This window comes from Methylocella silvestris BL2, from assembly GCF_000021745.1.
In the GTDB taxonomy this organism is placed as follows: Bacteria; Pseudomonadota; Alphaproteobacteria; order Rhizobiales; family Beijerinckiaceae; genus Methylocapsa; species Methylocapsa silvestris.
Genome location: NC_011666.1, coordinates 1,822,537 through 1,835,889, shown reverse-complemented (window position 1 = coordinate 1,835,889; position 13,353 = coordinate 1,822,537). Strand labels below are relative to the sequence as shown.

Genomic DNA, 13,353 nt, shown 5'->3' with positions numbered 1-13,353 from the left:
TTCTTGCGTCCCGCTTTGGGAGATCCGCGCCATGTCTTATCGATCCGAACTGCGCCGCCTGAAAGGGCGGTTGATCGCAATCAGCGTTCTCTCTGCGTTGTTTGGCGCGGCGTTCATGAATCCCGGCGCCGCGCAAACGGTGCGAAAGGACTGCAGCGAGAAATATCAGGCCGCCAAGGCGGCCGGCACGCTGAACGGTCTGGCGTGGCCGCAATTTTACAGCCAATGCGCCGCTGAAGCCAAAGCCGGCGCCGCCGCGGCTGCGCCCGCCGCCGCCCCCGCGGCTCCTGTGACGGCTGCGCCCGCTGCTCCGGCCGCGCCCGCCAATCCGCTGAAGCCTGCGGCAACCACAGCGGCGAAGCCGGCTGCTCCCGCCGCTCCCGTGGCGGCAGGCGCCGCCGTTTTTCCTTCGGCGATTTCGGCGGCCTACGCCAATGAAAAGCCGGGCAAGCAGCGCATGAAGACCTGCCTCGACCAATATCACGCCAACAAGGCGACCGGCGGCAACGCGGGCTTGAGGTGGATCGAGAAGGGCGGCGGCTATTACAGCCAGTGCAACGCCCGGCTGAAAGGCTGAAGGCAGACCCGTCTCAGGCCGCGCCGCACGCGGCGCGGGCGGACAGCGCCGCGGCGGTCGCCGCCCGGCGTTTTAGCGCTTGCGTCGAAACGCCACGCGTGCGGCGGCGCGGCCAATCTCCTTGTAACGACTGAGAGTTCCTGCCGTCCCTCCGATCCCGGCGGCTTGACGAAAAAGCCACACAGTCCGGAAGAACGACCGCCAACCCGCCCGCCAGAATAGACAGCAGCGGCCGCGCCTCATATAAATTCGGCGGAACATGTGCGGCGAGGTCGAGACAACATGCAGGACGCGGGCAATTCCGATCCTTGGGAGTCGTCCAGGCGCACAATGGTCGATCGCCAAATCCGGACGTTTGACGTCACGGATTCGGCTGTAATCGATCGAATGCTGGCGGTTCCGCGCGAGAAATTTCTCCCCGCGAGCCTTGAGCCATTGGCCTATTCGGACTCGGCGCTGCTCCTTCCCGGAGCTGCCGGCGAGCGGCCGCGCAGCCTTCTGCCGCCGCTGGTGCTGGCCCGTCTTTTACAGGGCGCGCGCCTTCTGCCCACCGACAAGGCTTTGGTCGTCTCGGCGGGGAGCGGCTATTCGACGGCTCTTGTCGCTGGACTTGCGGCCGACGTGGTCGCCGTCGAGTCCGATCCGTCGCTCTATGGCGCACTGCGCGGCAGCCTTGACGCTTTCGGCCTCACCCAAGTCCGTACGCTGCAGACGCCGCTGGTCGTCGGCGCGCCCAACGATGCGCCCTTCGACGTTATTCTCATTGACGGCGGGGTTGCTGGCCGGCTCGATCCTTTGCTGGAGCAACTGAAAGACGGCGGGCGCCTCGTAACCGTGCAGCAAATGGCGGATGGGGCGTGCAAGGCCGTGCGCTATGACAAAGCGGATGGCGCGACCGGTTACCGCATCCTGTTCGACGCCTCCGCGCCTGTGCTCGACGCGTTCAGGCCGGTCGAAGAATTCACGTTTAGTTGAGTTTCGGCGACGCGCCGTTTCGTCGAAACCGTTCTGCTGGCCGGTCGCTCTTGCGCGGCCGCGCCGGCGGAACAGGCCGGAAGAGGCCCGCGGCAAGATCAAGCCGCGCGGCGCGAGGCCATAAAGATGGGAACCGAAAGTTTGGTTGACGCCTCGCATCGAGCCGCTTCGTCCTGCATCGACCTCAACCGAGGCAAGTTCGCAAAAGCGCTCGCCATAGCCCTTTTCGGCTCGATTGCCGCTGCCAATCCGGCCGGGGCCGAAACCATGTCGAGCGCGCTGGTTCGCGCTTATATCGGCAATCCGGATATGAACCAGCAGCGCGCGGGCGTTCGCGCGCAGGACGAGAATATCCCCCGGGCGACCTCGGGCTGGCGTCCGCAGGCCAGCGCGACCGGGCAGGTTGGCTATAATTATCAGGACTTTCGCCAGCTCGGCACGCGCCTCAATGGCAGCACCCTGCCAACCTCCATCGGTCTCTCGGTCACGCAAAATGTCTTTAACGGCAACCGCACGCTGAATTCGGTGCGGCAGGCCGAGTCGGGCGTCTTCGGCGCCCGCGAGGATCTGCGCAACACCGAGCAGAACGTCCTGCAGAACGGCGCGACCGCCTATATGAATGTGCTGCGCGACACCGCCGTGCTTGAGCTTCGCCGCAACAATATCACCGTTCTCGAAGAGCAGCTGCGCCAGACGCGCGACCGCTTCAATGTCGGCGAAGTGACCCGCACCGACGTGGCGCAGGCGGAATCGAGCCTGGCGAATTCGCGCTCGGAATATTTCGTCGCGCAAGCCAATCTTCAAAACAGCATCGCCAATTTCCGCCAGATCATCGGCGTCGAGCCGACCCGTCTCGAGCCGGCGCGCACCATCGAGGCCCTGCTGCCGAAGAACATGAATAGCGCGGTGGCTCTGGCGCTCGAGGAGCATCCGGCGATTCAGGCGGTGCTACATGCGGTCGATCAGGCGGAATTGCAGGTCAAGCTGGTCGAGGGCGAACTGGCCCCGAGCGTCAATATCGTCGGCAGCGTGCAGCGCGCGACCGACTATCAGGGCATTCGCAACGCGAGCCTCGTCAACGGACAGGTGGTCGGACAGATCTCGGTGCCGATCTATATGGGCGGCGAAGTCTACGCCCGCGTCCGCCAGGCGAAGGAGACGCTGGCGCAAACGCGGCTGCAAGCCGATCTGCAGCGCGACTCCGTCCGCGCCACCGTGGTCTCGGCCTATGGGCAGCTCGACTCGTCGAAAGCGGTCATCCAGTCGGCCAAGGCCGCGGTGAAGGCGGCGGAAATCGCCCTCGACGGCATCCGCGAGGAGGCCAAGGTCGGCCAGCGCACGACCTTCGACGTGTTGTTCGCGCAGCAGACGCTGCTGAACACGCGCGTCAGCCTCGTCACCGCCCAGCGCGACCGCGTCGTCGCCTCCTACAATGTGATGGCGGCGATCGGCAAGCTCTCGGCGGCCAACCTCAGCCTGAACGTCGCCGAATATGATCCGACCGTCCATTTCGAGCAGGTCAAGGACAAGTGGATCGGCCTGCGCACGCCGGACGGGCGCTAACCCTCTCTGAATATTGGTCAAGCCGCCGCCTTGCGGCTGTGGGCGCAAGCCGGTTCTGCTTGCCAGCAGGGTTGTGCTGAGACTACCCTTCACTTCCGATTCTGCGGCGGGCCGGGAATTTTGGCGCGGCGGCGCCGACTGGCGTCAATCGGCGCAGCGTTGGCGATTATGATTTGGCTCGAATCGAACCAAAATTATTATGATCGATTGCAGGTGTCTAGGGCAGGATGACGTCCAAAATTCCATTCTCAACTTTTGGCGGCAGGCTCTGAGAAAGCGGTAGATGTCGATGAGCGCAGCCTATTCTGTCGAAGCCTCGGGCGAACTGTCCGAACCCCGGCCTCGGGAGCCGTCCATGGAGGATATTCTCGCCTCGATCCGCCGCATCATTGCTGAGGATCAGGCTCTGTTTGCCGCCGATGGCTCCTCCCGCGCGAAAGGCGAGGACGCGACCGATGACGACGCAAGGGACGCGGGCTTCGGCGGCCCGACGCAGGCGGCGTCATCGCAGGCAGGCCTCGGTTCGGAGGATGTCAGCGCACCGCCGATCGCCTCGGGCGAGACCCGCGAAACCGTCGCCGGCGCCTTCAATACGCTGCTCGCGAGCCGTTTCGCCCAGAATTCCGAGGCCGTTCTTGCGCTCGCTCGCGAAGCCTTGCGCCCGATGCTTGCGGCGTGGCTTGACGCCCATCTTCCCGCGCTCGTCGAGCGGCTCGTCAAAGCCGAGATCGAACGGATGACCCGGGGCGACTGACCGCGGACTGGCAAATCCCGGCTGATCCGGCGGCGCCGCTGGCGGACAGCGGCGGCAACGCCTATGTCTGCGATCGCCGCGCGCCGACGCGGCTTGCCTTTTCCGCCGCGCTTTGCAATCGCTGAGCCCGAACTTTTGCGTGGGCGCCCCGGCGTGGCCCAAGATTAACGAAACGAAGCTGATGATGGACAAGACTTTCGATCCGAAGACGGTCGAAGGCCGCATGCTGGCGGTGTGGAGCGAGGCCGACGCCTTCAAGGCGGGCCGTCCGGACCGCAAGGCCGCCGAGCCTTTCGCGATTGTGATTCCGCCGCCGAACGTCACCGGCGCCCTGCACATGGGCCACGCCCTCAATGCGACCTTGCAGGATATTCTCGCGCGCTTCGAGCGCATGCGCGGCAAGGATGTGCTGTGGCAGCCGGGCACCGATCACGCCGGCATCGCCACCCAGACGGTGGTGGAGCGGCAATTGATGGAGCGGCAGGAGCCCGGCCGCCGCGAGATGGGGCGCGAAAAATTCCTCGAACGGGTCTGGGCCTGGAAGACCGCCTCGGGCGGCGCCATCGTCGAGCAGCTGCAGCGCATCGGCGCCTCCTGCGACTGGTCGCGCGAGCGCTTCACCATGGACGAGGGGTTGTCGCGCGCCGTCGTCAAGGTTTTCGTGCAGCTTTTTCGGGAAGGCCTCATCTACAAGGACAAGCGGCTGGTCAATTGGGACCCGGCGCTGCTGACCGCCGTGTCCGACCTCGAAGTCGTGCAGGTCGAGACGAAGGGCCATCTCTGGCATTTCAACTATCCGGTTGTCGATGACGCGGGCGTCGAAACGGGCGAATTCATCACGGTGGCGACGACGCGGCCGGAGACGATGCTTGGGGACGCCGCGGTGGCGGTCAATCCGTCCGACGCGCGCTATTTGCATTTGCAAGGCAAGAGCGTGCGTTTGCCGCTGGTCGGCCGGCTGATCCCGATCGTCGCCGATGATTACTCCGACCCGGAAAAGGGCACCGGCGCGGTGAAAATCACGCCGGCGCATGATTTCAACGATTTCGAGGTCGGGCGCCGGCATGGCCTGCCGCTCATCAATATTTTCGACGCCGAAGCGAGGCTCTTGCTCAATGGCAATGAGGCCTTCGCCGCAGGCGCTGAGCCGATTGCGGAGCTTGCGGCGCTAAACGGCCTCGACAGAACCGCGGCGCGCGCCAGAATCGTGGAGCTGATGGAGGAGCGCGGCCTCCTCGCCGCCGTCGAGCCGCATCCGCATATGGTCCCCCATGGCGACCGCTCGGGCTCGGCGATCGAGCCGTGGCTGACCGATCAATGGTATGTCAACGCCAAGGTGTTGGCCCAGCCGGCGCTCGAGGCGATCCGCTCTGGCAAAGCCCAATTCATCCCGAAGAATTGGGAGAAAACCTATTTCGACTGGCTCGAAAATATCGAGCCCTGGTGCGTTTCGCGTCAGCTCTGGTGGGGCCATCAGATCCCGGCCTGGTACGGTCCCGATGGCGCAATTTTCGTCGCCGCCGACGAGGCGGAAGCAAGCGAGGCCGCGCGCGCGCATTATGGCGCGCCAACGCCCCTCCAGCGCGACCCAGACGTGCTCGACACCTGGTTTTCCTCGGCGCTCTGGCCGTTTTCAACGCTCGGCTGGCCGGACGACGCCTCGGAGCTCAAGCGCTATTATCCGACCAGCGTGCTGATCACCGGCTTCGACATCATCTTCTTCTGGGTCGCCCGGATGATGATGATGGGCCTCCATTTCATGGGCGAAGTCCCGTTCCGCGACATCTACCTCCATGCGCTCGTCCGTGACCAGAAGGGCGCCAAGATGTCGAAGTCGAAGGGCAACGTGATCGACCCGCTGGAACTCATCGACCAATATGGCGCCGACTCGCTGCGCTTCACGCTGGCCGCGATGGCGGCGCAGGGGCGCGACGTCAAGCTGGCGACCCAACGGGTCGAGGGCTACCGGAATTTCGCAACGAAAATCTGGAACGCCGCGCGCTTCGCCGAAATCAACGGCTGCGTCCGCGTCAAGGGCTTCGATCCGAAATCGGTCAAAATCGCGCTCAATGCCTGGATCATCGGCGAGGCGGCGAAGGCCGTCGGCGAGGTCACCGCAGCCATTAAAACCTACCGTTTCAACGACGCCGCCAACGCCGCCTATCGCTTCGTCTGGAACATTTTCTGTGACTGGCATCTGGAGCTGGCCAAACCCCTCCTGCAAGGGCCGGACGGCGCAGCCAAGGATGAGACGCGGGCGGCGACGGCCTTCGTCTTCGACGAGATTTTGAAGCTGCTGCATCCCTTCATGCCCTTCCTCACCGAGGAGCTTTGGGGCGTCAAGGCGACGGACGAGCTGCCGCGCGAGACCGTGTTGGCGCTGGCGCCCTGGCCGGATCTGGCCGAGCTGGAAAACGCCGCGGCCGAAGCCGAACTCGGCTGGGTCGTCGAGCTTGTCTCCGAGGTCCGGTCGGTTCGCTCCGAGATGAACGCGCCGGCCGGCGCCCTTATTCCGCTGGTGGTCATCGGCGCCCCAGCCGAGGTCGAGGTGCGGGCGAAAAACTGGGACGAGACCTTGCGCCGCCTCGCGCGCCTGTCGGAAATCTCCTTCGCCAAAGAGGCCCCGGATCAATCCGCGCAATTCATCGTGCGCGGCGTGGCCGCGGCGCTGCCGCTCTCCGGCGTCATCGACTTCGCCGCCGAGAAGGCAAGGCTCGCCAAGGAGATCGGCAAATGCGAGGCGGAGGCGAAAAAGATCGACGCGAAACTCGGCAACGCCGATTTCGTCGCCCGCGCGCCGGAAGAGGTGGTCGAGGAAAATCGTGAGCGTCTCGAGGAGGCGCGCGCGCGCGCCGAAAAGCTTGGCGCGGCGCTGAAGCGGCTCGGCTGAATTCTACGAACCCATCACCGTGTCGATGAGGAGCTTGGCGTTGAGGCCGATGATGATTGCGGCGATCACCCAGGCGATGGCGCTGGTCGTCAGTGGGGCCTTGAGTTCGCCCATCCGCTTGCGCGAGGCGGTGAGCCAAACAAGCGGCGTCACGGCGAAGGGCAGCGCCAGGCTCAAGATCACCTGACTGAGGATCAGCAGCCGGTTTGTCGCGCCCTCGCCGCCGATGTAGATCACGACGATCGCCGGAACGATGGCGACCGAACGCGTGAGCAGCCGCCGCGCGACGGGGTTCAGCTTCAAATTGACGAAGCCCTCCATGACGATCTGGCCGGCGAGGGTGGCGGTCAGGGTCGAATTGAGGCCGCAGGCGATCAGCGCCACCGCGAATAATTTGGCGGCCAGAGCGCTGCCGAGCAGCGGCGCGATCAGGCGATAGGCGTCGGGGAGCTCGGCGACCTCGAAATGGCCATGCGCATGGAACGCTGCGGCTGCGAGGATCAGGATCGAGCCATTGATGAGCAGCGCGAAGGTCAGAGCGAGGGTCGAATCGGCGATGGCGAGGCGGATCGCGCTTTTGCGTTCGGGAACGCTGGTCCCGACCGCCCGCGTCAGCACGATGCCGGAATGAAGATAGAGATTATGTGGCATCACCGTCGCGCCGAGAATGCCGAGCGCGATGTAGAGCATCTGCGTATCGGAAAATAGCGCGCTTGTCGGCAACAGGCCCCGCGCGACGCCCGCCATGTCGGGACGGGCGAGGACCAGCTCGATGAAAAAGCAAGCGGCGATCACGATCAGCAGCGAAACGACGAAGGCTTCCAGCTTGCGAAAGCCGAAGCGCATGAAGGCGAGAACGAGAAGCGCGTCGAAAGCCGTAAGGATGACGCCGATGCCGAGCGGCAGTCCGGTCAGCAGCTCGATGCCGATCGCGGTGCCGATCACCTCGGCGAGATCGGTGGCGATGATCGCCACTTCCATGATCAGCCAGAACAGGAGTGAGACCGGTTTGGGAAAGACGTCGCGGCAGATTTGCGCGAGATCGCGGCCGGTGGCAAAGGCAAGGCGCGCCGAAAGCGCCTGAAGGACAATCGCCATCAGGCTGGAGAGGACGGCGACGAACAGCAGCGCCGTTCCGAACTTCGAGCCGCCGGCAAGCGCTGTCGCCCAATTGCCGGGATCCATATAGCCGGTGGCGACGAGATAGCCCGGACCCGCGAACGCCAGGAACCGCCGGACGGTCGAGCCTTTCGCCGGAACCATGACGCTGCCATGCGCGCCTCCAAGCGATCGCGCGGCGACGTCGAGCGGCAAGGCCAAGCTCTTCTCGGCGAGCGACAGTTCCGTCAACGCGTGCTCCTTCCAATTTTGCCGCAGCGCGGGATTATGTAGCCAAGGCTACATAAGTGTCAATCGCAATGCGGCGCGGGCCGCGATTTCCATATTAAGCGGCCGGTATTTCGGTATTAAGAAGCGATGCGCTAAAATGGCCCGGCGGGCTTGAATTCGCGGATGCCGGCGGCGCCCCAAAACGCCCTGTCCTGGTCGAGGGCGAGAAGAGGTCGGAGCGTCCGGTTTGAGCGCCAATGAAGCGAAAACCCCGCGCAAGGGGCGCGCCGCGGAAGCCCACGGACAGCCGGCTGCGCTGCCCGATGAAGCGGAGCAGGCGCAGCGTTTTGAAAAAGCGCGGTCGGCGCAGGCCCGGGCGGTGCTCGAAGATTACGCTGAATTGATCGACGACCTGATGACTTGCGGCGGGGAAGCGCGCCCGACCGATATTGCGCGCCGGCTTGGCGTATCGCACCCGACCGCCATCAAAAGCATCGCCCGGCTGAAGCGCGAGGGTCTTGCCGCCTCGGCGCTGAATCGCGGTGTTTTCCTTACGGCGGCGGGGCGGGAGCTCGCGGCGCGCGCGCGGGCGCGCCATCGGCTCGTGGTCGATCTATTGGTCGCGGTCGGCGTCCCCCGCGCCTGCGCGGAGCAGGATGCGGAAGGCATGGAGCATCATGTGTCCGATATCGCGCTCGCCGCCTTCTCACGCTTTCTTAAGCGATGACGTAAAAATTTGATTGTCGACGAAAGCGCGCAGCCACAAAGCCAACGCGATTCAGCGTCATTGGAGGATTGTTGCGGCGCGGCGGCGGGCCTTGAAACATTCGCAGGCGCGTGAGGGGGCCGGTGTCTCAAAATGGCGCCAAGATTTGTGCCTTTTAGACCACAGCCAGGGATATCGTTGCTTTGACTTGGCGTTTCAAGAAAAAGGTTACTGTTCAAAGCTATAAAACTGAGCGAATCTCTGTTTAACAAGCAATCCTCGGCGCCGTTACGCGCGGAAGGTTAAGGACGCGAGCAGATTACAACGCCTGCTTGCTCGCACCGATCCTCGTCAAGGCTGTTGGTTAGACTGCGCGCCCGCCGCACCGGCAGGAGGCGAACGCGAATAATTGAACGCAAGATGCGGCGCGATGTGACGAAACACACGTCAGACGCTCTTGCGGCCGCCTATTTAAAGTCGGCCGGCGGATTTTCGCGGCCAAAACTGCAAACCGGGCCGCAAACGCCGGTTGTCTGAAGGGTCTGCGCGAATTTTTTTTTATTTCTCGCGCACCCAAAAAGCGTCCTGCGCGTTATGCGATTGGGACGCGTTGGTTGGTTCTTTGGCGGGATGGGTTTCCGCGACTGAAAGAGTGCTGATGTCGACTTGGGTGAAGCGGATAGGGGCGGTGGCTCTTTTCGGACTGGCGGCGAGTTTGCCGGTCGCGCCGATTCGCGCCCTCGAAGGCGCCGAAAGCGCCGCCGTTCAGGATAAGGCCATCGTCTCTCCGGCGTTCAAAACGCCGCGCGCCGCCTTGCAGGCGGGCCTTGAAGACTTTCGCTCCGGCGCGTCTGATTCGGCCGTCGCCGCCTTGAAATACGCCGCCGCGGGCGGCGAGACTCTGGCGCAGTGGAAGCTCGCCACGATCTATGCGGCCGGCCAGGGCGTACCGCACGACGATCTCAAGGCGTATGAATATTTCTCGCAGATCATCGAGGGCTTCGACGAGGACAATCCAAACTGGCGCGATAGGTCGATCGTCTCGAACGCCTTTGTCTCGATCGCGACCTACAGCCTCAACGGCATCGCCCAATCCAAGGTGAAGCCGGATCCGGCCCGCGCGCTCGCTCTGTTCAAATATGCCGCAGCGAATTTCGGCGACGCCACGGCGCAATATAGCCTCGCGCGCATGTATCTGGACGGCGCCGGCGGGGACAAGGATTCACGGCAAGGCGTCCGCTGGCTTTATCTCGCCGCCGACAAGGGACATGTCCAGGCTCAGGCGTTGCTCGGTCAGATGCTGTTTACCGGCGATGAAGGCCTGCGGCCGCAACGCGCCCGCGCGCTAATGTGGCTGACGCTGGCGCGTGAGGCCGCGCTTGATTCGGCCAAGGATCAATGGATCATCGACGCTTATGAAAAGTCGCTCGCGGCGGCGACCGAGACGGAGCGCCAGACGGCGCTAACCTATCTCGAAGACCATCTGAAGCGGCGGAATTGATTTTTCGCCGCCGAATGGCCTGCGGATAAATCTCCCTTTCCTTTGACGACCGATTAACTGTTGGGCCTCTGCGCGCGGATGCGGTCATCGGCGTCCAAATCCTTGCGATCCCTTAGGCGAAATGGCAAAAGCCCAGACCTCGACAAAACGTCACGATAGCTCGGGCAACGCGGGCCGAATCAAGGTCGGAGTGGGCGGCTGGAGCTTTCCGCCCTGGCGGGACAATTTTTATCCGAAAGGCTTGCCGCAGGCTCAGGAGCTGAGCTTCGCCAGCCGGAAGCTGACGGCAATCGAAGTCAACGCCACGTTCTACCGCACGCAAACGCCGCAAAGTTTCCGCCGCTGGGCGGAAGAAACGCCTGAAGACTTCGTTTTCTCGCTCAAGGCGCATCGCCTTGCGACGCATCGTAAATCGCTCGCAGAATGCGCGCCGGCCATCGAGCATTTTCTCGGCAGCGGCCTCGCGGAGCTTGGCGACAAGCTCGGGCCCATCGTCTGGCAGTTCGCCCCCTTCAAGCAATTCGACGCCGACGATTTCGAGCGTTTTTGCGACGCTCTGCCGAAGGCGCTCGACGGTCGTCCGCTCCGTCACGTTCTCGAGGTTCGGCACGAGAGCTTTCGCGTCGCGGCATTCGTTGCCCTGGCGCGGCGCTACGCCTGCGCCATCTGCCTTGCGGATTCCAGCGATTATCCGCTGATCCCCGATCTCACGGCCGGCTTCGTCTATGCGCGGCTACAGCAAAGCGCGCCCGATTGCGCGACAGGCTATGACGATTCGGCGCTTCGTCTATGGGCGGATCGGGCGTCGCTCTGGTTGCGGGGCAAGCAACCGGCGGATCTTGCCGGCGTCAGCGACGCCGCGCCGGAAAAACGCGCCGCGCGGGACGTGTTCATCTATTTCATCGCCGGCGCGAAAGAGAAGAATCCGGCGGCCGCCCTCGCGCTTATCGAACGTCTCGCCGCGGAATGACGGCGCCGCCACGGCTCATTGCAGTTCGATGCGCACGGGCACATGGTCCGACGGCTTGTCTTCGGCGCGCAAGCCCTTGTCGATCGTCGTCGTGACAAGGCGGTCGGCGGCCCCGGGCGACAGCAGAAGATGGTCGATGCGGATGCCTTTGTTGCGCTGCCAGGCGCCCGCCTGATAGTCCCAAAAAGTGTAAAGCCCGGCCTCGTCGGTCGTCGCGCGCAGGGCGTCTGTCAGGCCGAGATTGAGCAGCGTGCGAAACCGCGCCCGCGTCTGCGGCAGGAACAATGCGTCGCCCACCCAGGCGGCCGGATCGGCGCAGTCCGCCGCTGCGGGGATCACATTGTAATCGCCGGCAAGAACGAGCGGCTCCTCGAGCCGCAGGAGTTCACGGGCGTGGGCGATGAGCCGATCCATCCAGGCAAGTTTGTAACCGTATTTTTCGGTATCGGGCGGGTTGCCGTTCGGCAGATAGATCGACGCGACGCGGACGACGCTCTGCTTGTGCGGAATGACGGCTTCGATATAGCGCGCGTGCTCGTCGGTCGGATCGCCCGGCAGGCCGCGCTTCACCTCGATTGGCGCCTTCGACAGAATGGCGACGCCATTAAACCCTTTCTGTCCATGCACCGCGGCGTTGTAGCCGGCCGCTTCGACCTCGCCCCAGGGAAAAGCCTCGTCGACGCATTTCAGCTCTTGCAGACACAATACGTCCGGCGCCTGCTCCTTGAGATAGCGCAGCAGATGGCCGGTTCGCTGCCGCACCGAATTGACGTTCCAGGTGGCGATCTGCACGGCGGTCCCTTCGCGGATCAGGCGTGGGCGCGGGACGGCGTCTTGCGGCGCGGCGGCGGCTGCATCAGACGCGGCAGGTCGCCATGGGTCAGGACGCCCTCGCGCATCAACGCCCGGCGCAGCGGGCCGATTGCGGCGAAGGCGAAAAAGCCCGCGCTGCGCATCAGGTCGACCGGAGCAAATTCGCTCAGCAGCGAACGGTTCAGCAGATCGACGCCGTTGGTTCGCAGCGAAATATCGCCGCGCCGCGCGGCGGCATAAGGCTCCAGAGCCTCCACGGTCCCGAAATCCTCGCCGCGTGAGCGGGCGTCCTCAACCGTCTGCACAAGCGCGGCGACGTCGCGCAGGCTGAGATTGAGGCCCTGGGCGGCGAGGGGGGGGAAACACATGCGCGGCCTCGCCAATGAGCGCAATGCGGTCGCCGATGAGGCGCGAGACGCTCATGCCGGCCATCGGAAAAAAGCCGCAGGCGCCGTCGAGCGCCATCGCGCCGAGCAGGCTGCCGACCTGATCCTCGATCTCGCCGGCGAGCGCCACATCGCTCAGCGCGCGGCGCCGCTCGGCCTCGGCGCCGGACATCAGCCAGACGAGGCTCGAGCGATGCGCGTGGCCCGCGCGCGGGCGCAACGGCACGAGCGTGCAGGGGCCGGACCTTGTGTGGAATTCCGTCGAGACGTCGCGATGCGGCTTTTCATGCGCGAGCAGCGCCGTCGCCGCGATCTGCGGATAGGTCCAGCTGCGCGCCTCGATCGCGGCCCGGCTTCGCGCCAGAGACTGACGCCCGTCCGCGGCGACGATGAGAGCGGCCCGGATATGGCTGCCGTCCGCGAGGGTTGCGTCAACGGCTCCGGGCTCGAAGCGGAGGTCGGCGATCAGGCATTCGCGCAGGCTGAGCGCTGTGCGCGCCGCCTGCTCGAGCTCTTCGACCAGCACATTGTTTTCGATATTGGCGCCGAAGGCGGCAAGGCCGATCTCGCTGGCGGCGAAACAGACAGAGGGAGCCGCGAACCGCGCCTTGATGGCGTCGACCATGGCGATCTTCGCCAGCGGAGCGGCAAGGTCGCGCAGACGCGGCCAAAGGCCGAGCGCCTTGTAGAAGCGAAGCGAGGATTCGAACAGCGCGACCGTGCGGCCGTTGGCGCGGCGGTCGATCTGCCCCGCGCAGGCGACGGAAAATCCGGCCTGCGCCAGAGCGATTGCGGCGGAGAGCCCGGCCGCGCCCGCTCCCGCGACCAATATATCGATTTTTTCATCCGCCATCATGCGTTCCTCGCCCCGCCTTTCTAGACCGGCGGG

The 13,353-nt window shown here is 64.6% G+C and carries 12 protein-coding genes; 8 read left to right on the top strand and 4 right to left on the bottom strand.

All coding sequences use genetic code 11. The features are described 5' to 3' along the window. Positions 1 to 31: 31 nt before the first annotated feature. From MSIL_RS08620 to MSIL_RS08600, 5 genes are all read left to right on the top strand, one after another. Positions 32 to 577, top strand: coding sequence for a hypothetical protein (locus MSIL_RS08620; protein WP_012590709.1), 546 nt, complete (start codon positions 32 to 34; stop codon positions 575 to 577). A gap of 330 nt (positions 578 to 907) precedes the next feature. Beyond that, positions 908 to 1,552, top strand: coding sequence for a protein-L-isoaspartate O-methyltransferase family protein (locus MSIL_RS08615; RefSeq protein WP_041368797.1), 645 nt, complete (start codon positions 908 to 910; stop codon positions 1,550 to 1,552). Between the two features lie 126 nt (positions 1,553 to 1,678). Further along, complete coding sequence (locus tag MSIL_RS08610; protein ID WP_012590707.1) at positions 1,679 to 3,115, top strand: TolC family outer membrane protein; 1,437 nt, start codon at positions 1,679 to 1,681, stop codon at positions 3,113 to 3,115. A gap of 283 nt (positions 3,116 to 3,398) precedes the next feature. After that, entirely contained in the window at positions 3,399 to 3,869 is a 471-nt protein-coding gene (locus MSIL_RS20120) for a PopZ family protein (protein WP_049768128.1), read from the top strand. Between the two features lie 181 nt (positions 3,870 to 4,050). Next, entirely contained in the window at positions 4,051 to 6,759 is a 2,709-nt protein-coding gene (locus tag MSIL_RS08600; protein WP_012590705.1) for a valine--tRNA ligase, read from the top strand. Between the two features lie 3 nt (positions 6,760 to 6,762). Here the strand turns inward: MSIL_RS08600 and MSIL_RS08595 are convergent, their stop codons facing one another. Next, on the bottom strand, positions 6,763 to 8,109 hold the full coding sequence (locus tag MSIL_RS08595) for an Nramp family divalent metal transporter (protein ID WP_012590704.1): 1,347 nt from the start codon (positions 8,107 to 8,109) through the stop codon (positions 6,763 to 6,765). A 226-nt stretch (positions 8,110 to 8,335) separates the two neighbouring features. Here MSIL_RS08595 and mntR point away from each other — a divergent pair, with 226 nt between their 5' ends. The 3 genes from mntR to MSIL_RS08580 all read left to right on the top strand — a co-directional run bounded on the left by mntR (position 8,336) and on the right by MSIL_RS08580 (position 11,265). After that, a complete protein-coding gene (gene mntR, locus MSIL_RS08590) occupies positions 8,336 to 8,815 on the top strand; it encodes a manganese-binding transcriptional regulator MntR (protein WP_012590703.1) in 480 nt (159 codons plus the stop codon). A 637-nt stretch (positions 8,816 to 9,452) separates the two neighbouring features. Continuing rightward, positions 9,453 to 10,295 carry a tetratricopeptide repeat protein gene (locus tag MSIL_RS08585; protein ID WP_012590702.1) on the top strand — a complete coding sequence of 281 codons (843 nt, stop codon included), beginning with the start codon at positions 9,453 to 9,455 and terminating at the stop codon, positions 10,293 to 10,295. Positions 10,296 to 10,416: 121 nt separating this feature from the next. After that, positions 10,417 to 11,265 carry a DUF72 domain-containing protein gene (locus tag MSIL_RS08580; RefSeq protein ID WP_012590701.1) on the top strand — a complete coding sequence of 283 codons (849 nt, stop codon included), beginning with the start codon at positions 10,417 to 10,419 and terminating at the stop codon, positions 11,263 to 11,265. Positions 11,266 to 11,280: 15 nt separating this feature from the next. Here the strand turns inward: MSIL_RS08580 and xth are convergent, their stop codons facing one another. From xth to MSIL_RS08570, 3 genes are read right to left on the bottom strand one after another with little or no spacing between them, the layout of a single operon-like run. After that, the gene (gene xth / locus MSIL_RS08575) at positions 11,281 to 12,057 is read right to left on the bottom strand and encodes an exodeoxyribonuclease III (RefSeq protein WP_012590700.1); all 777 of its coding nucleotides are present in this window, start codon (positions 12,055 to 12,057) and stop codon (positions 11,281 to 11,283) included. A gap of 17 nt (positions 12,058 to 12,074) precedes the next feature. Beyond that, on the bottom strand, positions 12,075 to 12,446 hold the full coding sequence (locus MSIL_RS22245) for a hypothetical protein (RefSeq protein ID WP_341871990.1): 372 nt from the start codon (positions 12,444 to 12,446) through the stop codon (positions 12,075 to 12,077). Further along, positions 12,370 to 13,317: an FAD-dependent monooxygenase gene (locus MSIL_RS08570; RefSeq protein ID WP_341871989.1), complete on the bottom strand. Its 948-nt coding sequence runs from the start codon at positions 13,315 to 13,317 to the stop codon at positions 12,370 to 12,372. Before MSIL_RS08570 ends, MSIL_RS22245 begins: the two co-directional genes overlap by 77 nt. Positions 13,318 to 13,353 lie beyond the last annotated feature (36 nt).